The sequence below is a fragment of the Rhizobium aureum genome (genome assembly GCF_030182495.1).
GTDB lineage: Bacteria > Pseudomonadota > Alphaproteobacteria > Rhizobiales > Rhizobiaceae > Rhizobium > Rhizobium tropici_C.
The window spans coordinates 1,198,521-1,222,126 of the sequence record NZ_JAQJCI010000001.1 but is presented as its reverse complement, the minus strand read 5'-3'; the positions used below and the strand labels follow the sequence as shown (position 1 = coordinate 1,222,126).

The following is a 23,606-nucleotide window of genomic DNA, read 5'->3' as shown; positions in this document are numbered from 1 at the left end:
TTTTCTCAAACTTAAGAGCGCCTGATCGGCGAGACCGTCGCCAGAAGATGATCGTTCGCCACAATCAAGATTGGCAGGGGATTGTCGCCGAGGAGAACGAGATGGAACGCAAGCATAAGTTCAATATCGGATATATCTTAATAGCCTTCTTGTTGATAGCCCTTCTCCAGCTTTGGCTGGCCGCGCGTAATGTGCAGGAAATCGCCTATAGCGACCTCATGCAGATGGTTACTGAGGGCAAGATTCAGTCCGTCACGTTAACCGAAACGATGATTGAAGGCGCCTTCAAGCAGCCACAGAACGGCAAAACGAAATTCATCAGCAGGCGTGTCGACCCTGCAGCGGCGGCAAATTTTGAAAAAGCTGGCGTTCAGGTGTCCGGTGGTTCTGATAGCACGTGGCTTACGATCGCTCTTTCGTGGATCCTGCCGATATTGTTGTTTGCAGGTATCTGGTTCTTTTTATTTCGAAATATGGCAGGGCAACAAGGCATGGGTGGGCTGATTCAAATCGGCAAATCGCGTGCCAAGGTTTATCTCGAGCACAAAACGGGCGTGACATTCGAGGACGTGGCGGGCGTCGATGAAGCCAAGGCAGAATTGGAGGAAGTTGTTTCGTTTCTCAGGGAGAAGGATAAATACGGCCGCCTCGGTGCCCGTGTTCCCAAAGGCACCCTGCTCGTCGGCCCTCCCGGTACCGGCAAAACACTTTTGGCACGTGCAGTCGCGGGAGAGGCGGATGTACCTTTCTTTTCCATTTCCGGATCGGAGTTTGTTGAGCTCTTCGTCGGTGTTGGAGCTGCTCGCGTACGCGATCTGTTCGAACAGGCTCGGGCCGCTGCCCCATGCATCATTTTCATCGACGAACTCGACGCATTGGGGCGGGCGCGCACCAGCTTTGGCGGGTTTGGCGGTGGCGATGAAAAGGAGCAGACGCTCAACCAGTTGCTCTCGGAGTTGGACGGCTTCGATCCAAGCGTTGGCATTGTTTTGCTGGCAGCGACCAACCGGCCGGAAATTCTTGACGTCGCCTTGCTGCGCGCCGGCCGGTTTGATCGCCAGATCGTCATCGACCGGCCCGACTACAAGGGACGGGCCGCGATCCTGTCTGTGCACGCAAAGAAAATAGCGATGGCGCCTAGCGTTCGCGCTGACGATATCGCCGGCCTTACTCCCGGCTTTACCGGGGCCGATCTTGCCAATCTGGTCAATGAGGCAGCGATCTTCGCGACACGCAGGAATGCCGATATGGTGACCCTGGAGGACTTTATGCAGGCTGTGGAGCGCATTATCGCCGGCTCCGAACGGCGCAGCCGTCTCTTGAACGCCAAAGAACGGGAGCGCGTCGCCTATCACGAAATGGGACACGCCCTGGCCGCGGCATTGCTGGAAAAGACGGATCCTGTTCAGAAAGTTTCCATCATTCCGCGTTCGATCGGCGCCCTGGGTTATACTCTGCAGCGCCCGACTGAGGATCGCTTTCTGATTACCGCGAGTGAACTGAATGAGCGCATGGTTGCCCTGCTAGCTGGCCGGGCCGCGGAAGAGATAGTTTTTGCCGAAGTTTCGACCGGTGCTGCCGACGACCTTGCAAAGGCGACGGACATCGCCCGGCAGTGCATCACTCGTTTCGGAATGAGTCCGGTCGGCCAAGCTGTCCTCGAGCCGCAGCGCCTGGAATGGTTGGCTCAGGATCATGCGGAAATGCATGAGCGGGATTATTCCGAGGCGACCGCCCGCGAAGTTGATCTCGAAGTGCGTGCCATGATCGACACAGCCTACGCGACTGCAAAAGGCATTTTGTCGGCACATGTCGATGATCTGCGCTTCGGAGCAAGGCTTCTCCTCGAACGCGAAACGATTACGCCTTCCGATTTCAAGCCTCTGCGGCGAAAGAGCGACGAAAGCCAAGGCATTGCGGTGTTGAAAGACGTTCTGGTCCAAATGCCATAGGAGTGCGTAATGACAGATCGGCCGGAAGGCGATTGGCCTGGGCGGTGGATCCATGAGCTGGCATTGCTGGACGGTCGAAGAAATAAACTCGCGATCGCCGTCAGCCGGCTCACAGGCATCTTGTTACTTGTCGCCCTTGTCGTTCTAGTGCTGCATCGCGGCGATGTGGGGCTCTTTATTTCGGTACTGGTTTAGGCCGAACCAGTATGGCTTATGGCAGCGTTCCTGTCGCAAGTTGGGATTTACGCATGCGCCGCTGCCATCCGGGCAAATGTGAACTTTTTGGCTGCCGATCGGGCCGGGCACTGGCTGCTGCCTCATGAGACCCGCCTCCTGACCATCATCAAGATCAAGGACGGCTCAACTCTTCAAAATAGCCATGGCAGCGTTATCTCCACCGCGATATCAAAACCCGTGCCCCTTGTTCGGGGGGATATAGGGGTCGTCATATCCGAGCCGCGGCTTCTTTTCCTCCTTCCGTGGGCTTTCCTTCTGCTGAGCGCCTTCTGAGTTCGGCCTTGAAATGGGATTGGCACAAGCGATGGTGAGCGCGGCCAGAGACACGAATATTGCTCGAAACATTATGGTTTCCTTCCGGTTAATATTGATGTTCGGAAAGAGATTCCATCCGCCCTCAACGGTTTGCATTGCCTTGGATCAATCTATCGTGACGGCCATACGCGCGGTGGCATCGGTGAACCGCAAAGTTGATATCGATCAAGGCAAATTGCAGCAGGGACTGCATGATCGATAGCCAATGCAGACGCTCGAATGCGGAGATATGGCAATGCGCTACAAAACCATCCTTGCCCCGGTCGGGGTAAATCATCTGGAAGAAGATCTCAGACAGGCTATTGCTCTAAGTGAGACCGTGGAAGCTCATCTTTCGGTCCTGGTCGTGGCGATGGCGGCGCCGCCACCGATCGGTGGCTTTGGCGAGGTTGTTTCGGCCGCCTGGTTGGAGGAGCGTGAAGGCGACATCACAAAACTGGCTAGCCAGGTGGAGGTTGCCAAGGATCACCTCGAGCAATCAGGATTGTCTTACGATGTTCAGGATATCTATGCGGAATATGCCTGGGCCGGGGAGGATATCGCTCAGCGCGCACTCTATGCCGATCTCGTGTTGATCGGTCCGAAAGCGGCTGCAGATCAAGAATTTGCAAAGCGCATCATGGATGGTGCACTTTTCCAGTCTCCGGCACCTCTGCTTATCAACCCAACCGATCGGACTGCGACTTTGGCGCCTCAATCTGTGCTGATAGCGTGGAACTCGCAGGTGGAGGCTGCTCGCGCTGTCCAGCAAGCCTTGCCTCTGTTGAAGGCCGCAAGCGAAGTCCACATCACCATGATAGATCCTGTCGGGACCGCAGCTTCCAATGGGGAAGAACCAGGAGCCGATATCGCTGCCTATCTTGCGCGGCATGGAGTTTCGGTCGTGGTCGATGCCCTTCCGAGCGAAGGGCGCGGTGTTGCGACTATGCTTCAACAGCATGCAATCGATGTGAGCGCCGATCTGGTGGTTATGGGAGCTTATGGTCATTCCCGCCTGCGCGAATTCATTTTCGGCGGCGTCACGCGGTCGATGCTTGAGACGGCAAAGCTGCCCATATTCTGGGGTCACTAGAAGACGTCGAGCACCCGCTAAGAGACCTTAGGCCAATCCAGCCGGACGATGTTGATGCTCAAGCACATATTGGTTCCGACCAACGGCTCGACAATGGCGTGTCATGCGGTTGCACAGGCAATATCGCTTACTGATGAAATGAACGCCGAACTCACTCTGCTGGCCGTGATCGAGTCGTTTCATATGCTGGCGATTAATAGCAACGAATATTCGGACCAGCGGCAGCGACAGGAAAAAGCGGCTGCTTCGGATTTCGACGCGATGTTGGCACGACAGAAGATCAAGGCGTTCGACAGGGGAATCCCCTGCAAGACCCTGGTCGATAACGGCATGGATGTAGCCAAGACCATCGTCGATACCGCCGATCATTCGAATTGCGATTTGATCGCCATGGCATCTCATGGGCGCGGCGCTTTGTCGTCCCTGTTATTGGGAAGTGTCGCCGCCGGCGTGATCGCCCAAAGCCACATCCCTGTTCTTGTGTATCGCTAAAGCGGGAGCGCATCGGGATGTCCATCAAGAATCTCGCCGCGTTATCAAATCCATACTCGGTAGCCATTATCGGTGCATCAACACGTCAGGATGCGATCGCGTCGAGGATCTTGCGGAATGTCATCGATGGTGGATTTTCGGGAGAGGTGTGGCCGGTCAATCCGAAATATGATCATGTCGCTGGACGTCGGTGTTTTACAAATGTCGCAGCTCTACCGCAGGCGCCCGATATCGCAGTGATCGCGACGCCGGCGCGTACTGTTGCCCCCCTTGTTCATGAGCTCGGAGAAAAGGGAACCAAAGTTGCCGTCATCGTCACCGGAAATCTCAACAATGAGCTGAAGCAGACCATTGTTGAGGCCGCCAAGCCATATGGTCTGCGTATTTTCGGACCCAATGTTGTCGGTCTCATTCTTCCGGAAGCCAAGCTTGATCTGAGTTTCGTCTTGACCGGCGCGCAACCGGGAAGAATCGGCTTGATCTCACAATCGGGAGCCATTGTCAGTTCCCTTCTCGACTGGGCTTGTGATCACTCGATAGGTTTCTCCCAGGTTCTGTCTCTCGGCGATATGATCGATGTCGATGCAGGTGATGCGATCGATTTTCTAGCCGCCGACCATCAGACAGAGGCGATCGTCTTGTATCTGGAAACTATTCCCAATCCGAGGAAATTCGTTTCTGCCGCACGCGCGGCCGGCCGCCAGAAGCCTCTGATCGCCATCGTGCCGGGCAGGCACCTCGAAGCCGCGAGGGCCGCCGTGACACATACAGGCGCATTGACGGGGAACGCCCGCATAATTGATGCCGTTCTCAGGCGTGCAGGCATCATCCGCGTCAAAAGTCTGTCCGAGCTTCTCGCTGCCGCTGAAATTACGCAGAAAGTTCACCCTGCGAAATCCTTGCGCGTCGGAATAGTCACCAATGGCGGCGGTGCAGGCGTTCTCGCCGTCGATAGTCTTCTTGATCGCGGCGAATGCCTGGCATCACTGGGCGAGCAAACGATAAAAGATTTGGATCGTGCACTATCCGTAGGGTGGTCGCGAAGCAATCCAATCGATGTCTTGGGGGATGCAACGCCGGCACAGATTACCGAAGCGATCAAGATTGCGGCACGCGATCCGAATGTCGATGTCGTTCTTGCTCTACATTGCCCGGTTCGAGCCGCAGAACCTGCCGCCACTGCTGCAGCCATCGTTAGCGCGGTGCAGGCAGAAGAATGGCTGGGCAAGCCACTTCTGGCCTGTCTTCTAGGAGGCAGAGCTAGTCGTCAAGGTCGCCTTGCTCTGCGCGCTGCAGGTATTCCGGACTATGGCATGCCCGACGATGCTGTTGCCGCACTGCATATTCTAGGCGAGTGGGGACGACGGCAGGACGCGTTGACCCATATTGCGACCACGTTTGAACTGGCAGCCAACAGACGTGCGGCGCGGCAGCTGATGGAGGAGGTGGCACGCCAATCGCGAACGATGCTGACCGAGGTCGAGGCGAAGGAGGTCCTAAAGTCTTATCAAATCCCAGTTGCCGAATGCTCGATTGCAGGAAATGTCGCAGCAGTCGGGCAGCTCGCCGCAAAGATGCTTCGCAAGCACAAGTCCATCGTCGTCAAGCTCCTGTCACGCTCCATAACACATAAATCCGAATTCGGTGGTGTCGCACTCGATATCCGCAGTCGGATTGGGGCATGTCGAGCTGCCCGCGATATACAAAAAAGAGTTACTGCTGTCGGGCTGGAGGCGCAAATCGACGGCTTCGTCGTCGAGCCGATGATTAAGATGGAAAACGGCGTTGAATTATTCGCCGGCCTCTCCGTCGATCCGGTTTTTGGGCCTGTCATCGCTTTTGGCGCCGGTGGGATCGCCATAAGCCAGCTTGATGATGTCGCTGTGTCTTTGCCGCCGCTCGATGACGCATTGGCCTCCGATCTAATCAGTCAAACCAGAGTATCGACATTGTTGCACGGGTTCCGTCATGTTCGGCCTGCGAATATGGATGCTATCAGAAAGACTCTTCTTGCCCTGTCGCAAATCGCGATCGATTTTCCCTTCATTCGCGCGATCGACATCAATCCCCTGGCTGTTGGAGATGAAATCTTAGTGGCAATGGATGCGCGCATCGAGCTCGATCTTCTTCGTCTGAATGATGCTGCGCCAAATCGCAACCTTGTTATCAAGCCATATCCCGGCGAGTGGGCGGAAGGGATCAGTCTTGCCGACCAGGCCTTCACATTGCGTCCCATTCGCCCCATGGATGCATATGCTTATGGCACTATGCTGGAGCACACCTCGCCGTCTGACATACGTGCGCGTTTCTTTGGACAGACGAAGCTTTCCAATGCGACAGTCGTGCGCATGACGCATATCGACTACGAGCGGGAAATGGCGTTCGTGGTGACCGACATAGACGAGCAGATTGTTGGTGTCGCCCGGCTGGTGATGGACGATTCCAGGCAATCGGGCGATTTTGGTTTGCTCGTGCGAAGCGATCGCCAGCGGATAGGTCTGGGAAAAATCCTTTTGCGCAAGCTTGCTGATTTTGCCAATGCGCAAGGTCTGAAAGAGATCCGTGGTTCGGTCCTGTCCGATAATTTCAAGATGCTGAATTTTTGTCGCAAAGTCGGCTTTGCGATAAAGGCCCCATCTGGGGACGCGGATTTCTGGCAGGTTCGATTGTCGCTGCCGAATTGCGACTTGTCCGTTCCAGGTGACCATGCGCCTCTTCCGCGGACGCAGGCTGTTGATTGATTGAGCGCAATGACACGATCGACGAAAAGGCGATCATGCCTTTTGAGGTTCGCCTCAAGTTGTTTTCAGCAAATCGGAGAACTGCGATGAATGATCTTTCCTTGCGTCAGGACGTCATGGACGAACTGCAATTCGAGCCGAGTATAGATGCCGCCAATATCGGTGTCGCGGTCAAGAACGGCGTCGTCACGCTTTCAGGCCATGTCGGCAGCTATGCGGAAAAGTCGGCGGCAGAAAGTGCCGCCAGGCGCGTGCGCGGTGTGCGTGCCATCGCCGAAGAAATCGAAGTGCGCTATGCAGGACGAAAAATGCATGCCGATGATGAGATCGCTTCTAGAGCGCTCGACATTATCGAATGGGACACCGCGCTGCCGGACGGCGTTATCGATGTCCAGGTCCAGCGCGGCTGGGTGACGCTTTCGGGTGAGGTGCCTTGGCATTTCCAGCGCTTGGCCGCGGAAAACGCAGTCAGGAAGCTTGGTGGTGTCACAGGTGTCTCCAATCTCCTCACCATCCGGCCCAGTGCACTGATTGCGGATATCAAGGGCCGAATTGAAGGTGCCTTGAGACGCAACGCGGAGGTGGAGGCTGACCGCATTCGCGTCGATATCACCGGGGGGCGAGTTGCCCTTGAGGGTGCTGTGCATGCATGGAGCGAACGCAACGCAGCCGAACGGGCGGTCTGGTCGGTGCCTGGCGTGACTGCCGTCGAAAATCACCTGACCGTCGGCTGATTGTCGGCCCGTGCTTTTTGGTTGAGCGCCTGCAGGTCTTGAGTCTGCAGGTGCCGCTGCCTCTGACTGGTCATGTCGGGCAGAGAGGTGTGCAAGCCTTACGCTCCTACAGGACGATTAACCTTCAAACGAAGCCGAACAGCCCGAAATATAAACAGGCAAGACCGATCATCCTGCCTGTTTTAAGTGTTGATGCAGGTGTTAAATCAGGAAGCTTTGATGGCGATCTTACGCTCGCCCTTGCGTGCTTCCGCAGTCTTGGGCAGCACGACCGTCAATACGCCGTTAGCAAAGGATGCTTCGATTTTTGCGGCGTCAATGCCTTCCGGAAGCTGGAAATTTCGCTGGAAAGAGCCGTAGCGGCGCTCGGATAGGAAATATTCCTTGTCCTTTTCTTCCTTCACCTCCTGCTTTTCACCCTTGATAGTAAGCGTACTGTTGGAAAGCTTCACATCGACGTTCTTGGCGTCGATGCCTGGCAATTCCGCCGTTATTTCATAGGCATTTTCCTTCTCGGCTACATCGACGGCCGGCGCTGTGATAACCGAAAACGGCTTGGCTTGGGATAGGCGCCCGAAAGGGCGATGCCAAAATGTCGGTGTGAAGTCATCGAACAAGCGATCAACTTCCCTTCTCAGACTTTCGAAGGGAAGCCATCCTAAATCCGGCGTCTTGACGGCTTTATCATCTGTTTTTACAGGCAGCTTGGTTGCTGTATCGGCCATTTCTATTCTCCTCTTGGTGAAAAATGAAGTGGCGATCAGCCTAGTCGCCACGCCAGCCGGCAACAGACATATTAACGCCTTTCCGGCATTGATAGTGAAATCGAGAAACGCCGTTGCGACATTGATCACCGTCAAACAGTTGCACCTGATTTTCCGAATGACGAGACGCTCGCCGTGCAGGGCACTATTTGGAATTATGTGTCAGTATATTCATCGGTTGATATTGTGGACCTTACTCCGACGTCGGCGCAATTGATCTTGAACAATGCGATCACAGTCAAACAGAGATACTATTCACTACAACATAGAGCAGGTAGTGAAGTGAATGGTCATTTATTTACAATCGCGAAATCGAATAAAACGATATTTCCCGTCGAATGGCGATATGCAAGATGAACAACATCGAGAGTAATAAATTATGCTGTACTTGCAGGACAGGTTTCGGTGGTTGCGCTGGTTCATTCTCGATCATCTTCTAATGATCATTATCATTATCATGATGGCAACGGTGGTTGCGGTGCTGTTTATCCGACCGGGAAACGAAATTTCTCCGCGCAACACCCACTTGGAGAACTCTCTTAACTGAACTCATTAGTGCCTAGTCCATTGCTGGATAAGTCATGAATTGCCGTTGCACGAACTATGAGAGAGAAAAGGATATATATCCCGTATCGCCACGGCCAGGCGCGGCGTTCACCGTAATTCCATAGCCGTGTTGCCTATGTTCCGCAAAAGTCGGTCGTTGTACCGAATATCATTCAGGTTCTGTGATATCCGTCAGATGCTTTCTCCAAAGAACCCAAATTGCCAGGATCGTCAGTAGTAATCCCGTAAGCAGTGCATTCCAGGTCAGCAGCGCGTGATCGGTAAATTGCAGGATCCATGGAGAGACGATAAGCCAGATACCGAGCAGAACATCCAGCCAGTCTTCCCAAACGTAACGGGAGGTATATGCAAGTCCTCCCAAGGCTGCAACCATCAAGCCGCAGAAAAAGAAGCTCCATGCCGCGGCACCAACCGGAAAGGAATCGGAGCCATATGCTCCAAGACTCCAGGGTGTCACCATCAGCCAGAGGCCGAGAACAAATATTGTGTGATCTTGCCAACGCCGATTTTGCATTTTCCCTCTCCTGGTTTCTTAGATTCTGCTTAAAACCGCTGGCCAAGCCGCCACCGGCTGCCGCTCCCGGTGTTACCACGACTATGTTCGTACCAAGGCTCTCGATCTGTTTCATCACCGCGATACTTGCTCTTCAGTGACCGCAGCCATCGAGACGGGGCTGCTGCTCCCATATGGGTTGCTCCGTCACGAGGAAATCATGCGATATGGGGAGATGAAGGGGCATTGATCCCGCTCAAAGATCATCGAGACGAGGGCGTTTTGCCATTCCGCCGGATTGCGATAGATCAAGGTGGGATCGACGAAACTGAAGATGATCGGTGTCGATCGAAAGATCAGAAAAGCAATCGGATCAAGTGTGACGGCGCGGTCGATGCACATAGACATTCCCCTACGCCCGTTCTTCCTTGAAAGCAGGAGATGCGATCTTGTCACGGCACATACTTATCATTGAAGCGCATCCGGACGGTCATGATAAGCATCTTTGCGGGGCACTTGCCGATTCCTATGCGGAGGGAGCCGCCAAAGCGGGTTTCATGCTGCGCCGGCTGGACATCTCAGAGTTGAATTTTCCATTGCTGCGTTCACGTGAGGCATTTGAGATCGGTACCTTGCCCCAATCTCTTATCCCTGCTGGTGAGGCGATCCAGTGGGCGGAGCATATCGTCTTGGTCTTTCCGCTATGGCTTGGCACCATGCCGGCTCTCCTCAAGGCATTTCTGGAACAGGTGTTTCGACCTGGCCTTGCCTTTCAATATCAAGACGGCGGTGCTGCCAAAAGACTGCTGGGTGGTTGCACTGCGAGAATTATCGTCACCATGGGGATGCCAGCGACAGTCTACCGATTCTGGTACGGTGCGCATGGTATAAATGCGCTGCGCCGAAGCATCCTGAATTTCGCCGGAATTCGTCCCGTCCGCCAGACCTATTTTGGCATGGTCGAGCAGGTTGGCCAGCAGAGAAGAATGCAATGGCTTGCGCGGGTAGAGACGCTTGGCCGCCATGGGTGGTGATGCCTCGTCGCGATCGATACGATTCAAGCGCGCTCGACGCAATTGACACTGGATTTGCTCTAAGATTTTGACCTCGATCAAGCCTCATCCTCGGCATTTGCATTATTGGTTAAATGGGCTTCGAACGCAGCGCCCCGCTGAATATTGGTCTAAATCACGGCGACTGGCGGGCTCTCAAGCGGAAAGGCCACGATATGGACCAGGCCGACGCATCAATTCAAATGGAGAAGACCCATGCTGATTCAGGATATCATGACACGAGCACCCATAACGGTGAAATCGTCATCATCGATCGCAGACGCTGCCAGGCTGTTGTTGGACAATCACATTAGCGGGCTTCCAGTCGTCGACGACAACGGCGCGATTGTTGGCATTGTCAGCGAAGGAGATTTCTTGCGGCGAGGAGAGCTCGACACCGAGCGCCGACGCTCGGCCTTTCTTGAATTTTTTGTAAGTCCGGGGCGGCTCGCGGATGAATATGTGCGTGCCTATGGCAGGCTGATCGGGGAAGTGATGACTTCGCCGGTGAAGACGATTTCGCCCCAAGCGCTGGTCAGTGAAGCCGTCGAGACGATGGAACGCGACGGCATTAATCGGCTGCCGGTCGTCGATGGAGAAAAGCTCGTCGGTATCGTCACGCGTTCTGACCTCCTGCGCGCTCTTGCAGACATTCTTGCCAACAAAGCGAAGCCGCACAGCGATGCCGAGATTGAAGCGCTCATCATCACAGAACTTGGAAAGCGAAGCTGGAGCCAGAACGGCTTCATCCGCGTGGATGTCAAGGACGGGATAGCTGAGCTCTCAGGTTCAATTTTTGATGAGCGCGAGCGCCTGGCTGCCAAGGTTCTTGCCGAAAATGTTCCGGGCGTAAAGGCTGTCAAGGATTGCTTGACTTGGATCGACCCCTATATCGGCGTCGCCATGCCGATGCCTTGAAGGACAATACGCAACTTGTCTCGTGCCGCCGAATTGACCGAACGCAATGCGGAAATTCGCGAGGGCCTTATGCTATTCCAAATCATAGGAGACGACCATGCCAAGCCATACCTTTGGCGACTACATGACAGACATGATTGGTATTGTGCTTGTTGTTGCATCCGTCACGCTGCTTTTCCTTTGCCCTGATTTGCCTGGCCTGGCGGCTTCGACAGCAAATCTTGCCCTGACCGGAGTGTTGTTGCTTTCCGGTGCTTCCGTACGGGATCGAAATGCGTTGGCATGGGAGCGGATCGCCTTGGCGGCTTGGCTTGCCGTGTCGCCGTGGATGATCGGCGTTTCCGTTGTGGGCGGAGTGGCTTGGTTCAGTATCGTCTGCGCTTCCCTCGTATTCTTCCCCGCTGCATCATTGGTCTCGCAACCATTGGCTTTTGGCAAAGCAAACGCACTTGATGCGTTTCCCACATACGGTCCGGGCAAAAAGAGGCGCATGTAAAGGAGATCGACTATGAACGGATTCAAGATTGGCCGGAAAAACTGGGTGATCGTCTGTGATGGAGCCACGGCGCTTTTCCTGCGCAACGACGGTGACGGACAAGTCCTCAACCTTGTTGAGGTCGATGCCTACCACGAGCCGCTGAAGGCTACGCATGACCTGGGCGCTGATCGACCGGGCCGGGTTTATGCGTCCGAAGGTGGCGCACGCAGCTCGATCGAGTCCACGGACCTTCATCACAAGACGGAGGAGGAATTCGTCACGAAAATCGCCGATCGTCTTGATGACTACGTACGAGGCGGCATCATCGCCAATTTCGTATTGGTAGCGCCGCCAAGGACACTGGGTTTCCTGCGCAAATATATGAGTGTAGCCGTCATGAACGCGATGAAGGCGGTCGTCAATAAGGATCTTACGAAATTGCCTGTTTATGAAATTGAGGCTCACTTGCAACGCCAGGCCGATGTTTGACATCCTCATTCATTCGCGCCTGGCGACCGGCTGATAACCGTAAACAGGAATACTGATCGCCGCTTGATAGATCTCCTGAATATGGACGAGCATAATCCTGGCGCAATGCAGGTGGTCCAATATCCCTCTGCTGCGCAAGCTGATCAAGGAGCCTAAGGTGCCTAAAAGCCTATTTGGCTTTATCTTGACGATGGGGCGACGCCATCAGCTTGCGCTCGCGGTGATTTCCATTGTGCTTTTCATTGTCGAGGCAGCGCCTCTGGAACTGCAAAGGCGTATCGTGAATGCCGCGACAACTGGAGCCGCTTATCGTGTCATTCTGCTGCTTGCGCTTGGCTATCTTGGTCTTGTTACCGCCGAGGGTATTACAAAACTGATTCTCAATATCTATCGGAGTTGGATCGGCGAGACCGCAATTCGATGGTTGCGCCGGTGGGCACTGGCATCCTCGGCACATCAAGACGGATCATCGGTCGAGGTCGTTGCCGAAAGCATTCAACTGTCCATCGTCCTTGCCGAAGCAGAACCGGTGGGCGGCTTTGTTGGCACCAGCATCTCTGAACCCCTTCTGCAAGCGGGAATCCTGCTTTCTGTCGGTGGTTACTTGATTTTTCTCCAGCCGTTGATGGCGCTTGCCATCGCCGTTGTCTATTGTCCGCAGTTTGGCTTCGTTCCCCTTATGCAGTCTGCGATCAATCGCAGGATTGGAACAAAGATTAGCGTGATGCGTGAGATCAGCGAGGGCATGATGGAGCATGTTGGCTCAGATGAAGCCTCTGCCGCCCAGGCTCAGCACGTCCAGGTGCTCTTTTCCACCAACATGAGCATCTTCAAATTGAAGTTCAGCATGAACTTCATGATGAATCTGATGATCCAACTGGGTTATGTTGGAATTTTCGTTCTGGGAGGCTACTACGTCGTGACTGGAAAGACCGAGATTGGCACGGTCGTTGCCTTCTTGTCCGGCCTTTCCAAGTTGACCGATCCCTGGAGTGCCTTGGTGGATTGGTATCGTGATCTGAAGGCAACGCAAGTCAAATATGCCTTGATCCGTGGTGCAAGCAAGGTTGCCAAGGCGCAAAGCCGAGCCGGCGTCCTGCCCTCGGATGCGAAATCCGAACTGGCTACCTAAAGTGAGGCTTGCCGGTAATCGTCGCCATGTTGGATAATCGGGCGATCGGGTATCCAGAGCTTGCTGCACATGGTCCTGCGACGGCCTAACGGGTGAGGAAGCGGTGCTCGTAGGCTGCGACATCACCATTTCGCGGCATCGCATCGGGAGGACCGATTCGGCTTTTGGGTGGCGATCAATTGCCGACCCACCATCGATAGCGATCAGATTACGTCGTCGAACGATGCGGCCAGCCTGCGAGCTATCCGCACGGAGGTCGTCTTATCAGTTCGACAAAAAAAGATGCTGCGTGCAATGCCGAAGCAGATGCTCCGTGACACCGCCAAATATCCGCTCCCTGATGCGGCTATGCCCGTAACCGCCGGCGACGACCAAATCAGCCTGAAGTTTTGCTGCAATATCGATGATCGCTTCGCCGCTGCCGCCTAGCCGTGGTGGTTCAATCAAGCCTCGCGCTCGAACATTGTGCCGTATGAGGTAATGCACCACATCCTCGGCAGTATCATTATCGTGGTCTGTCTCCCGTACAGTCAGCAGCACGACGTCTTCGGCTTGCCGAAGCAGAGGCAGCGCATCAGTTATTGCCCGTCTCGCTTGCCCGGTATCCTTCCAGGCAACCACGATTGTGCGTGCTACGAGATCATTCATCGTCGGAGAGGGGATCAGCACGGGGCGAGCAGCGGACAGCAATACAACACCTTGGTCGGCGGTTCTTTGATGGTCGTCCACCTGCCCCTTGTCGAGGCGAAAAAGCACCACAAGATCGGCACCGCGGGCTCGCTTGACAATCGTCGTTGTCGGATCAGTGATTTCAGCGCACCATTCGACGTGCGTTGAGAATGGTGCATTTTCCATGATCTGTTCATGCAAATCCCGCTGTCGGGTTTCAATGGCAGCTGCGTCCTTGCGCATGATGTTGACAGCCAGAGCTGCGCTGCGCCCCATGGCGAGTGCGAATGTGGGATCGGCAAAGCAGGCGCATTTCAGTTCGGCATCGAACCTGCCAGCCAGCTGAAGTGCGAAGGCGATACGTCTCTCCGGACGCGCTTCGATGTCAAAATGAACCAGAATAGATCTGAATGTCATGAGCCGTTTCCTTTTGGGCTCCGGAAGAAAGCCGTTAATCGCCCACCATGATCGGATCGCTACCGCCGTGACGCCTTGACCTTCGTCAAAGTCTGCAAAAAGGTCGAGCCAGCGCAGTTGGCCGGAACAGCCAATCGCCGGTGCGGGAGGGATTGCGCCTAGAGCGCTACCTTGGCGGGGCAAGGCACGATATCGATCCTGACCTACGGACGGACTTCGCATTTTCAAGCATAGAGCGGCGCGGTTGCAATTTTTTGCGTTTCTGCTTTCATCGCCATATCCAGGACGACGCGCCCATCGATGTGTGCCTGCTTCAGATCGCTGAACACCTGGTTGACGTCTTCAAGGGGGGCGCGGCGGACGGCAACCTTGACCTTGCGATCAGCGGCAAAAGCTATCGCTTCATCGAGATCTCGGCGCGTTCCAACGATCGACCCTCGAACCGTGATGCGTTTAAGAACGACGTCGAAGATCGGTGTGGCGAACTGGCCAGGTGGCAGGCCGACCAGGCTAATGGTCCCCTTCTTGCGAACCAATGAGAGGGCCTGCGAAAATGCCATCGGCGAGACTGCTGTTACAAGGACTCCGTGAGCACCGCCATTGGTAACTTTCATCACTTCCGAGACCGCATCCGGTACACTGGCGTTGATGGCGATATCAGCGCCGGCCATGCGCGCGAGATTGAGCTTTGACGGCGCGATGTCGAGGGCAATGACTTTCAATCCCATTGCCTTGGCATACTGGATTGCGACATGCCCGAGGCCACCGACGCCAGAGATGGCAACCCATTCGCCGGGTTTTGCTTCCGTCTCCTTCAACCCTTTATATGTCGTGACTCCGGCACACAAAATGGGGGCGATTTCGGCAAAGTCGATATGGCCTGGAAGATGGGCGGCGAAGGTCGCGTCAGCAATAACATAATCGGCAAAGCCGCCATCGCAGCTATACCCGGTATTGTGTTGATGGTCGCACAGTGTTTCCCATCCTGTCTCGCAATATTCGCATTGAAGGCAAGCATCGTGCAACCATGCGACACCGATATGGTCACCTTCCTTCACATTGGTGACGCCTGGTCCGATCGCGGCAACAACACCTGCAACCTCGTGTCCCGGTATGAAAGGCAATTTGGGGCGCACCGGCCAATCGCCGTCGGCGGCGTGCAGATCCGTGTGACAGACGCCACAGGCTTTGACCTTGACAAGAATTTCGCCCGCGCCAGGCTGCGGGACCGGCACTTGTTCGATCCTCAAAGGCCCGCCGAACTCTCTTACGATTGCTGCCCGCATGAATTTTTCCATGGAAATCTCCGTCCCAGATCGAACCGACGCTAGGTTAGAAGTCTGCCGTAATGAGCGGGCGCAACATTGATCTGACGCAATGACGCAGATTGCGCCGACTGGCTTCCATTATTCACTTGCGGATCAATCATGAGGTGAAGCCGATGAGAGATAGCTACGCGCTCAACCCCATGAGGGGTGGCCAGGTTGTCCAAGCTTTGGCCTTTCTTCGGGCCTTCGTCCCGGAGCTCAGCGCCGAACGCTGGCAGGCCATCGCGGGGCAGGGCTATACAATGATGGTGGCAACCGATGGATCCGGTTACATTCGTGGATTGACCTTCTCACTCGTGCGTATACATCCTATCGCGCAGAAGCTGCTCGATATGCCCATCTTGATTGTCGGGAGTGTCACGCACGAAAAAGCGATAGCGGAATTGCTTTTCCTGGAGGCTAAACGCCGGGCGATCGTTCAGCGTTGCGATTTCATGCGCGTCTGGACCTGGTCACCCGATGTGCTCGATCGACTTAATGATCTTTCATACTGCAATCGCTGGGATCACGGCCTGATGCATTGCCTCAATCCCTCCCTTGTTCAATCGCTCGGCGACTGATCTGGCTTTGTTACATTCGGTTACAAATTCGCACCAATTAGCACATAGCTGGCATTTCCCCGTCACGCGAAAATCGTCAATTGCTCTTCATCGATATAGGGGAGTAACGGACATGCTGACGGGCAATCTACATTTGGTTCGCGACGGAAGAGGCGATACGGTCACCGCGACAGAACTGTCTGATTTTAGTGGCATATTTTGCAGACAGCCTCTCGAGCACGCGCAACCGGGGCAAATTCTTTTCTTCGAAGGCGACCCGGCGAAACACGTCTTTTCACTAGTTGAAGGAAACCTTCGGATTTGTCGTTTGCTGTCAGACGGTCGGCGCGTCATTACCGGTTTTCTGAGAAGTGGCGATGCGGTGGGCGTTTCATTCAAGAACAGGTATCTCTACAGCGCCGAGGCGATCGATGAGGTCGCTTTCCGACGCATAACCAAGCGGTCTTTCGAAGAGGAACTCATCGCGTGCCCGCAGCTTCGCCCTCTGGTATTTTCGAGAGTTTGTGACGAGGTTGCCGCGGCACAAGATCAAATGGTGCTGCTATCTTGCAAAAGCGCTGAAGAACGTCTTGCTAGCTTTCTTCTGCACCAACTGCAATCCGACGAAGCCCATGGTGGTTCGCGCGGCGTAGTCACGCTGCCCATGACGCGGCTGGATATTGCCGATTATCTGGGTCTGACGATCGAAACTGTGTCACGAACAGTGACGAAATTGTCCAGCAAGGGAATTATCAGCGTATGCGGTCGTCACGGCATCAGGATCCTCAGTAGGGCAGGTCTTGCGCACCAGGCAGGAGAATACGAAGACGATGACGACGCAATCGATAGCAGGACCGTAATCGCCCAACGCCGCCACTAGCATTGCCTCGACTGTCCGGCGAACTGGGGCGTAGATGTGTCGCAAATCAATTGATACACTACGCTCCAGGTTCAACAAAGGACAGTTCTTCTGAGAGCTTTGACCATAGGGTCCAAGCGCCGTGTGGCTCCCCGGGGGGTAAACGAGGATTCCCTCTTGGGGCGATTTTCGAGCATTGCAATTCTCCAGCTCCGCGCGACGCCTCTTAACATTGATGTGAGCCTGTAGGCTTCCCCGCGTCGTGAGGCTTCATTTTTCTGCCGGTATTGCAGTCTGTTCGGCTCCGGCAAACGATCTGATGGCGTGGCATTCGTTTCTGAGATCGTCATGCGAGGCGCCAGCCCCAACATAGGCTTTACATCCTGGTTTTGCTCGCAGGCCATAATACCGGAGGGTTTCATTGGATATGACCTGTTCCTCGTCCGCCGGAATCGCACATGCAGCAAGAAGGCTTCGCGTTGAATGGACGACTATCGCGTTCCACACATCGCCGGCGGCATCCGGCTCAAGGCCGAGCCAGCCAAGATGGCGTGCAACCATCGTGCGAATTTGGGATTGATGCTCGCCAATGCCGGCCATAAGGACAAGACCTTCCAGTCCGCCAAGCGTTACCGCCACTGGATAGACTTTCCGGCAATACGAAGCGCGAAGAGCTCAAGCGCCTGCTTTGCCCGCGCGCTTTCGCCATTCAACAAGACGCGCGTATCGGCGCTGATGTCGGCGACGCCGAGTGGTCCAGAAGGGTAAATCAGACAAGCACTGGCGGATTTCATGCGTTTTGTGATGCCACCTGGAGATGGTCGACGAGACCGCTTGTGCCGCTGATGCGGTCGATAAGGACCTTGATCGCTTGGCGTTGCAGTTCGGAATCAATGGTTCCAGTCAGGGAGACCCGCGCGTTTCGAACCGCGACATTAATCCTGTGGTCGTCAAGCCCCAGCTCGCTCTTCAATCGCGTTGCGACAGCCAATCTGAGCGCATCGTCTCCACAGGCGATGATATCGGGTTTGATCTCGGCAAGCCCAATCAGGAGGTCGCGACGGCTCACGAGCCCGATGAGATGGCCCTGTTCAAGAACAAGGACGCGCTTGATGTTGTGAGCGGCCATGAGCCTTGCGATGATGGAAATGGGTGTGTCTGGCGAGACCGCGACGATGTTGGGGGTCATGATGTCGGCGATACGCCATGCGCTATTCTTGATATAGTGGCGGATTCCGGAATCGCCTGTATTTTCCGCAATCGGAGGTAGCGAATTGATTTCGCATCGTCCCAGCAAATCACCTTCCGTTACGAGGCCGCACACACCGCCCTGATCGTCGACGACGGGCAGGCCGCTGACCCGATTGTCGATCATCAACCGGATCGCGTGGCTGATACTGGCACTGGCATCGATCGTAATGACCTTCGCTGTCATGATGTCGCGAGCCAACATGGTGATCACTCCCAATAGAAAAGTCCTGGCCGGATTGAATGGCGATCGCCGGAACGCCAGCACATTCACCGCAAATGCGAACGGGATCATTGATCGGCGTCAAACTCCGTGGGCGAGTGCTTAAACGTATCTGTCAGCGGCCTTTGAATGGGATTGTTGATACCGATCAAAGTACTCACAAGACAAAATTCTTAGTATCGGGCCATTCAAATAGCTGATCGAGGGCCAAGCCGATGGCATGCAAGACACTATTATGCGTCACCGCCGCTCGCCACGGCGATCAGGATCTGCAAACGGCGATCTCGCTCAGCACGACTATGGAAGCCCATCTTGTCCTCCTGGTGGTCGCATTCGGCGCCATGCCTCCCTATAGCGGCTACTCAGGTGAGACCGCGAGTATTTGGATCGATGAACGCGGACACGAAACGGCACTGCTCAACGAGAAGATTGAAACGGCCAAGGCCAGGCTCACTGCCGCTGGCATATCCTATGAAGTGCAGGAGTTTTTCTGCGACTTCCCATGGGCCCCGGATTTGCTCGGGCAACGAGCAATGTATGCAGATATGACCATCATCGGCGCAGAGATGGCAGCGGACGAAGATCTCAGAGCGTTTGCGATCGATGGCGTGCTGTTCCACTCTCCGACGCCAGCTCTCATAGTGCCGAAGTGTTTTTCGCCGGTATGGCCGCCGCGCATCGTCATGGTTGCCTGGAACGCGCGTGTGGAGGCCGCTGGCGCGGTTCACAAGGCACTTGATGCCTTGAAGGCAGCCGAACGAGTGCACGTCGCCATGGTCGACCCAGTCGCTCTGACCGGCCTGCAGGGCGAGGAACCTGGGGCCGATATTGCCACCTATCTGGCTCGGCATGGCGCCGAAGTATCCGTTGATGTGATCGCAAGCGAGACGCGGTCTACCGACGAGGCATTGCTCCGACATGGGGTCGATGTCGGAGCGGACCTGATTGTTATGGGAGCCTATGGCCACTCGCGAATGCGTGAGAGAATCTTTGGCGGGGTCACCCGCGCCATGCTTGAACATGCGAAATTGCCGATATTTCTCGGGCGATAGAACGGCCGATCCGCAAAAGTCTGTGGGAGATGCCATTCACAGGCGGGCTGTGAAGACATATCCAACGCCGCGCACCGATTTGATGAGCTTGGGGCGCTTGGGATCCTTCTCGATCTTCTTTCGCAAGCGCCCGATCTGCGCATCGATCGAGCGGTCGAATGCCTCCAGATTGCGTCCCCGCGTCAGATCCATGAGCCGCTCGCGGCCGAGAACGCGCCCGGCATGACGCACTAACGCCGCCAGCATGTCAAATTCGCCTGTTGTCAGCTGCATTTCGCTACCATCGCCGGCAATGAGCTGGCGGCGGTCGAAATTCAGCTGCCAGTCGTCGAATCGAACGATATCTTCTTGCTTGGCTTCCGTCTTCGATGCCGGCACGCGTCGACGGAAAATGGTCTTCATTCGCGCATGGACCTCGCGCAAATGAAAAGGCTTGGCGATATAGTCATCCGCCCCTATCTCCAGACCGACGATCCGATCGACCACATCGTCACGGCCCGTCAGCATGATGATCGGAACGTCCGATTGCATGCGAATTTCCTTGGCAAGCGTCAGACCGTCCTCTCCGCCCGGCAGCATGAGATCGAGCAAAATCATATCGAAGGCATCTTGCTTTAGCCGCAGACGCATTTCGGCACCATCCGAAGCGGTGGTGACCTGATACCCCTCGTCTTCGAAGTAGCGCGTCAACATCTGGCAAATTCTTTGATCATCATCGACGACGAGAAGGTGGTCTTGTCGCCGCTGTTCAGAAATCATCGCACAAACCCCGGAGAAATGTGAGCACGCCCGCAAACAACACGATATACTAACAAAGGTATTTATATCATGTGGCATTTTCGCGAATCACGCGAGGGTCCAGCGATATTTTATCTAAAGGGAAATTGCGATACCTTATCGGATTTCATCTACCCAACGAACCGGAGACCGCCAAAATCGGCTAAGACGCTCACTATTTTCGCAAAAGACCAGTGAGTGACCGGCCGCGGTCCCTTCTCAGTAACCATTCGGATGATTAGATTGCGCGCGACATGAACGAGCAAAGTATATCTTCAGACACAAGCGAGAGCGGTTTGGACGATATGGCCCGCATCCTGACTGCGGCCTATATCATTGTTCATGGCTTCGACGGCGTCATCAGCCGCTGGAGCAAGGGATGTGAACAGCTCTACGGGTGGAGCAAGGAGGAGGCCGTCGGCAAGGTGGTGCACGAGCTGTTGCGCACCGAAAGGCCAATTTCCCTCGAAGCGATCCGTGCGTGCGTTGCAGAGCAAGGCATGTGGCAAGGCGAACTCGTCCACTACAACAAGAAGGGCGAGCGCATTTTCGTGGTCAGTCGCTGGGTTAAGGTGTCTGTCGGCGAACCTTCAAAACATGTAATCGTGCAGACAAACAATGATATCAGCGATTTTAAGCGTACTCAGGCCGAGCTGGCGGCCCGTGAGGCCCACTTGAGATCGATACTGGACACGGTTCCAGAGGCCATGATCGTCATTGATTCAGCTGGCATCATCGCCTCGTTCAGCGCCGCTGCCGAGCGCCTCTTTGGATATTCCTCTTCAGAAGTCATAGGGCAGAACGTCAAGTTATTGATGCCTTCACCCGATCGGGAGGCACATGACGACTATCTGTCACGCTATTTAAATACCGGTGTGCGTCGCATTATCGGCTATGGGCGTGTTGTCAGCGGCTTGCGCAAGGATGGCTCGATATTTCCGATGGAGTTGTCGGTCGGCGAGGTCGCGATTGACGGTAATCGGATTTTCACGGGCTTCATCCGGGACCTGACAAGCCGGCACAAGATCGAAGAGGAATTGCGCCAATCCCAGAAGATGGAGGCGATTGGGCAATTGACTGGCGGTCTGGCCCACGATTTCAATAATCTTTTGACCGTCATCAGCGGTAATCTTGAAATGCTCGAACGCAAAATAAGTGATCCCGCTCTCAAAATACTGGTGGGGGAAGCTCAGGATGCCGCTGACGATGGCGCAAAGTTGACTGGCCAGTTGCTCGCCTTCGGGCGTAGGCAGTCTCTCAATCCGACAGTTCTGGATATCGGCCAGCATCTTTCCGGCTTTTCTGATCTTCTACGCCGCACGCTCGGAGAGACGATTGAGCTGCGGACCATCGTTACCGGCGGGCAAAATCATGCGCTTGTGGATGGCCCTCAGTTCCAAAGCGCGTTGCTCAATCTGGTTCTCAATGCGCGTGATGCGATGCCTCGGGGAGGGCGCCTTTCCATCGAGATTTCAAAAGTGCGGCTCGACGCGGATTATGCGCAGATGTATCCACAGGTACGGCCAGGCGAATATGTGCTGGTGGCAGTCACCGACACCGGAGCTGGCATGTCCAAGGACGTGCTGGAACGTGCGTTTGAACCCTTCTTCACGACAAAGGGGGTCGGCGCGGGAACCGGATTGGGGCTCAGCATGGTTTACGGTTTTGCCAAGCAGTCGGGCGGTCATGTGCAGCTCTATAGCGAGGTCGGACAGGGCACCAGCGTGCGCGTGTTTCTGCCAACGGCAAAGTCGCGGAGTGGGCAACCCGGCCCGCGGGATATTCGCACAGAGCCTGCAACGCTGGACGATATTCCGCGTGGATCTGAGACGATTCTGGTGGTCGAGGACGACGCGCGCGTTCGCCGTGTCGTGGTTGCCAGACTGCTGGATGCAGGCTATCGCGTTGTCGAAGCGGCGGATGGTGAACAAGCTCTCGCGCAGCTTGCGAATACGCCGGATGTTGCATTGCTGCTCACCGACATCGTTATGCCGGGTGAACTTACCGGTGACGAGCTGGCGCGCCGGGTGCGCATGACGCATCCACAGATCAGGATACTGTTCACGTCCGGTTATGCAGAGCCGGTTATCGCAGAAAGGGAGTTGGCTCAGTTGGGGAGTTGGCTGAAGAAGCCCTACACCGCGCGCGAACTGGCCGTACGCTTGCGCGAGCTTCTCGATGGATGAAACACCTCGGTCGAGATAAGTCCTGCCTCGTCCAACACATGACTGCGATACCCAGAAGAACGCAAAGCATCGCAGTGCTGCCGCCGCAATCAGCATCGGACGAGGCCTGGACAGGCGTCGCTGGCAAGGCAAGGCCATGTTTGGTTCGCTTCGGACTTAAATCATGCCAACGCCAATGAGGGGATCGATATAGACGAGCTGGTCGGAGACGGCACGCACGCCGGGAATGTTTTCGGCGGCGATCTTGGCCGCGAGGCGTTCTCGCTCATCGAGTATCCCGCCGGAAAGCTCGGCCACTCCGTCTACGACTTTGACGCGGATGGAACCACTCCGTCCCCAGCTCTGCGCAGCCAATTCATTTACGATCGCTGCTTCGATCTCGTGATCCCTCTCGTTCGATCCCCGCGAGGATGGGAGTTTTCCTAGGAGCGTCTTCAGAAGGTCGGATCGAGATACAATCCCTACCAATACGCCGCGCGACAGTACGGGAAGACGTTTGACATGATGTTTTTCCATGAGGTCGACCGCTTCGCGGAGCATTGTCGTCGGCGTGACCGTCACAACATCGCAGCTCATAACCTCTCCGACGGTGCGGCCATGGGTCTGGGTATATTCATCAGCCAACTTTCCTGGGCTGGTCAGGAAATCCACCAGCCAGGAGCGCTTGCGTTCTGTTCGCAGTTCAGCACGCCGGACGAAGTCGCCTTCGCTGATGATGCCAACCAGATCACCGATGTCATCGATGACCGGAAGGCCGCTGATATGATTGTCGAGCATTAGCATCGCGGCTTCAGCGATCGGCGTTTCAGGTCGGACGGATATTACAGGCGATGTCATGACCGCGTGAATAAGCATAGTCTGTTCCTCACTTC

At 55.3% G+C, this 23,606-nt stretch carries 26 protein-coding genes; 17 read left to right on the top strand and 9 right to left on the bottom strand.

Annotated features, from left to right (window positions below; translation table 11 throughout):
- Positions 1 to 101: 101 nt before the first annotated feature.
- The 7 genes from ftsH (at position 102) to PH552_RS05725 (ending at position 7,543) form a co-directional block, all read left to right on the top strand.
- Positions 102 to 1,952 (top strand): ATP-dependent zinc metalloprotease FtsH, encoded by a 1,851-nt coding sequence (ftsH, locus tag PH552_RS05755; protein ID WP_113251213.1) that lies wholly within the window; start codon positions 102 to 104, stop codon positions 1,950 to 1,952.
- Between the two features lie 9 nt (positions 1,953 to 1,961).
- Complete coding sequence (locus PH552_RS05750; protein ID WP_113251214.1) at positions 1,962 to 2,147, top strand: hypothetical protein; 186 nt, start codon at positions 1,962 to 1,964, stop codon at positions 2,145 to 2,147.
- Positions 2,148 to 2,165: 18 nt separating this feature from the next.
- A complete protein-coding gene (locus tag PH552_RS05745; protein WP_113251215.1) occupies positions 2,166 to 2,462 on the top strand; it encodes a hypothetical protein in 297 nt (98 codons plus the stop codon).
- A gap of 277 nt (positions 2,463 to 2,739) precedes the next feature.
- Positions 2,740 to 3,576, top strand: coding sequence for a universal stress protein (locus PH552_RS05740; protein WP_113251287.1), 837 nt, complete (start codon positions 2,740 to 2,742; stop codon positions 3,574 to 3,576).
- 54 nt (positions 3,577 to 3,630) lie between these two features.
- The gene (locus PH552_RS05735; RefSeq protein WP_162737048.1) at positions 3,631 to 4,068 is read left to right on the top strand and encodes a universal stress protein; all 438 of its coding nucleotides are present in this window, start codon (positions 3,631 to 3,633) and stop codon (positions 4,066 to 4,068) included.
- A gap of 17 nt (positions 4,069 to 4,085) precedes the next feature.
- A complete protein-coding gene (locus PH552_RS05730; protein ID WP_285165703.1) occupies positions 4,086 to 6,809 on the top strand; it encodes a bifunctional acetate--CoA ligase family protein/GNAT family N-acetyltransferase in 2,724 nt (907 codons plus the stop codon).
- Between the two features lie 86 nt (positions 6,810 to 6,895).
- Positions 6,896 to 7,543: a BON domain-containing protein gene (locus tag PH552_RS05725; protein WP_113251288.1), complete on the top strand. Its 648-nt coding sequence runs from the start codon at positions 6,896 to 6,898 to the stop codon at positions 7,541 to 7,543.
- A 206-nt stretch (positions 7,544 to 7,749) separates the two neighbouring features.
- Here the strand turns inward: PH552_RS05725 and PH552_RS05720 are convergent, their stop codons facing one another.
- The 3 genes from PH552_RS05720 to PH552_RS05710 form a co-directional block, all read right to left on the bottom strand.
- Positions 7,750 to 8,268, bottom strand: coding sequence for an Hsp20/alpha crystallin family protein (locus PH552_RS05720; RefSeq protein WP_113251219.1), 519 nt, complete (start codon positions 8,266 to 8,268; stop codon positions 7,750 to 7,752).
- A gap of 754 nt (positions 8,269 to 9,022) precedes the next feature.
- Positions 9,023 to 9,388, bottom strand: a complete 366-nt coding sequence (locus PH552_RS05715) for an SPW repeat protein (protein WP_113251220.1) — start codon at positions 9,386 to 9,388, stop codon at positions 9,023 to 9,025.
- A 186-nt stretch (positions 9,389 to 9,574) separates the two neighbouring features.
- Entirely contained in the window at positions 9,575 to 9,769 is a 195-nt protein-coding gene (locus tag PH552_RS05710) for a hypothetical protein (protein ID WP_113251221.1), read from the bottom strand.
- 47 nt (positions 9,770 to 9,816) lie between these two features.
- Between PH552_RS05710 and PH552_RS05705 the strand changes: the two genes are divergently transcribed.
- From PH552_RS05705 to PH552_RS05685, 5 genes are all read left to right on the top strand, one after another.
- A complete protein-coding gene (locus PH552_RS05705; RefSeq protein ID WP_285165702.1) occupies positions 9,817 to 10,401 on the top strand; it encodes an NAD(P)H-dependent oxidoreductase in 585 nt (194 codons plus the stop codon).
- A gap of 234 nt (positions 10,402 to 10,635) precedes the next feature.
- Positions 10,636 to 11,337 carry a CBS domain-containing protein gene (locus tag PH552_RS05700; RefSeq protein ID WP_285165701.1) on the top strand — a complete coding sequence of 234 codons (702 nt, stop codon included), beginning with the start codon at positions 10,636 to 10,638 and terminating at the stop codon, positions 11,335 to 11,337.
- 97 nt (positions 11,338 to 11,434) lie between these two features.
- Positions 11,435 to 11,833, top strand: a complete 399-nt coding sequence (locus tag PH552_RS05695; protein ID WP_285165700.1) for an SPW repeat domain-containing protein — start codon at positions 11,435 to 11,437, stop codon at positions 11,831 to 11,833.
- 12 nt (positions 11,834 to 11,845) lie between these two features.
- Positions 11,846 to 12,304, top strand: a complete 459-nt coding sequence (locus PH552_RS05690) for a host attachment protein (RefSeq protein ID WP_113251225.1) — start codon at positions 11,846 to 11,848, stop codon at positions 12,302 to 12,304.
- A 157-nt stretch (positions 12,305 to 12,461) separates the two neighbouring features.
- Positions 12,462 to 13,436, top strand: coding sequence for an ABC transporter ATP-binding protein (locus PH552_RS05685; protein WP_285165699.1), 975 nt, complete (start codon positions 12,462 to 12,464; stop codon positions 13,434 to 13,436).
- Between the two features lie 264 nt (positions 13,437 to 13,700).
- Here the strand turns inward: PH552_RS05685 and PH552_RS05680 are convergent, their stop codons facing one another.
- Entirely contained in the window at positions 13,701 to 14,705 is a 1,005-nt protein-coding gene (locus PH552_RS05680; RefSeq protein WP_285165698.1) for a universal stress protein, read from the bottom strand.
- A gap of 41 nt (positions 14,706 to 14,746) precedes the next feature.
- Positions 14,747 to 15,820 carry an alcohol dehydrogenase AdhP gene (adhP, locus tag PH552_RS05675; protein ID WP_285165697.1) on the bottom strand — a complete coding sequence of 358 codons (1,074 nt, stop codon included), beginning with the start codon at positions 15,818 to 15,820 and terminating at the stop codon, positions 14,747 to 14,749.
- Between the two features lie 89 nt (positions 15,821 to 15,909).
- Between adhP and PH552_RS05670 the strand changes: the two genes are divergently transcribed.
- The gene (locus tag PH552_RS05670; protein WP_162737049.1) at positions 15,910 to 16,410 is read left to right on the top strand and encodes a hypothetical protein; all 501 of its coding nucleotides are present in this window, start codon (positions 15,910 to 15,912) and stop codon (positions 16,408 to 16,410) included.
- A 112-nt stretch (positions 16,411 to 16,522) separates the two neighbouring features.
- A complete protein-coding gene (locus PH552_RS05665; protein WP_113251228.1) occupies positions 16,523 to 17,269 on the top strand; it encodes a Crp/Fnr family transcriptional regulator in 747 nt (248 codons plus the stop codon).
- A 249-nt stretch (positions 17,270 to 17,518) separates the two neighbouring features.
- Here the strand turns inward: PH552_RS05665 and PH552_RS33735 are convergent, their stop codons facing one another.
- Positions 17,519 to 17,848: a hypothetical protein gene (locus PH552_RS33735; RefSeq protein ID WP_350223710.1), complete on the bottom strand. Its 330-nt coding sequence runs from the start codon at positions 17,846 to 17,848 to the stop codon at positions 17,519 to 17,521.
- Between PH552_RS33735 and PH552_RS05660 the strand changes: the two genes are divergently transcribed.
- Positions 17,732 to 18,016, top strand: coding sequence for a hypothetical protein (locus PH552_RS05660; protein WP_285165696.1), 285 nt, complete (start codon positions 17,732 to 17,734; stop codon positions 18,014 to 18,016). The genes PH552_RS33735 and PH552_RS05660 overlap by 117 nt on opposite strands.
- Before the next feature lie 22 nt (positions 18,017 to 18,038).
- On the opposite strand, the gene PH552_RS05655 is transcribed toward PH552_RS05660, so the two are convergent.
- Positions 18,039 to 18,701, bottom strand: coding sequence for a CBS domain-containing protein (locus PH552_RS05655; RefSeq protein ID WP_162737050.1), 663 nt, complete (start codon positions 18,699 to 18,701; stop codon positions 18,039 to 18,041).
- Positions 18,702 to 18,934: 233 nt separating this feature from the next.
- Between PH552_RS05655 and PH552_RS05650 the strand changes: the two genes are divergently transcribed.
- Entirely contained in the window at positions 18,935 to 19,771 is an 837-nt protein-coding gene (locus PH552_RS05650; protein WP_113251231.1) for a universal stress protein, read from the top strand.
- A gap of 36 nt (positions 19,772 to 19,807) precedes the next feature.
- Here PH552_RS05650 and PH552_RS05645 read toward each other — a convergent pair whose 3' ends face one another.
- Entirely contained in the window at positions 19,808 to 20,530 is a 723-nt protein-coding gene (locus tag PH552_RS05645) for a response regulator (RefSeq protein WP_113251232.1), read from the bottom strand.
- Positions 20,531 to 20,853: 323 nt separating this feature from the next.
- Between PH552_RS05645 and PH552_RS05640 the strand changes: the two genes are divergently transcribed.
- Positions 20,854 to 22,734, top strand: coding sequence for a hybrid sensor histidine kinase/response regulator (locus PH552_RS05640; RefSeq protein ID WP_285165738.1), 1,881 nt, complete (start codon positions 20,854 to 20,856; stop codon positions 22,732 to 22,734).
- Positions 22,735 to 22,890: 156 nt separating this feature from the next.
- On the opposite strand, the gene PH552_RS05635 is transcribed toward PH552_RS05640, so the two are convergent.
- Complete coding sequence (locus PH552_RS05635) at positions 22,891 to 23,589, bottom strand: CBS domain-containing protein (protein ID WP_113251234.1); 699 nt, start codon at positions 23,587 to 23,589, stop codon at positions 22,891 to 22,893.
- Positions 23,590 to 23,606 lie beyond the last annotated feature (17 nt).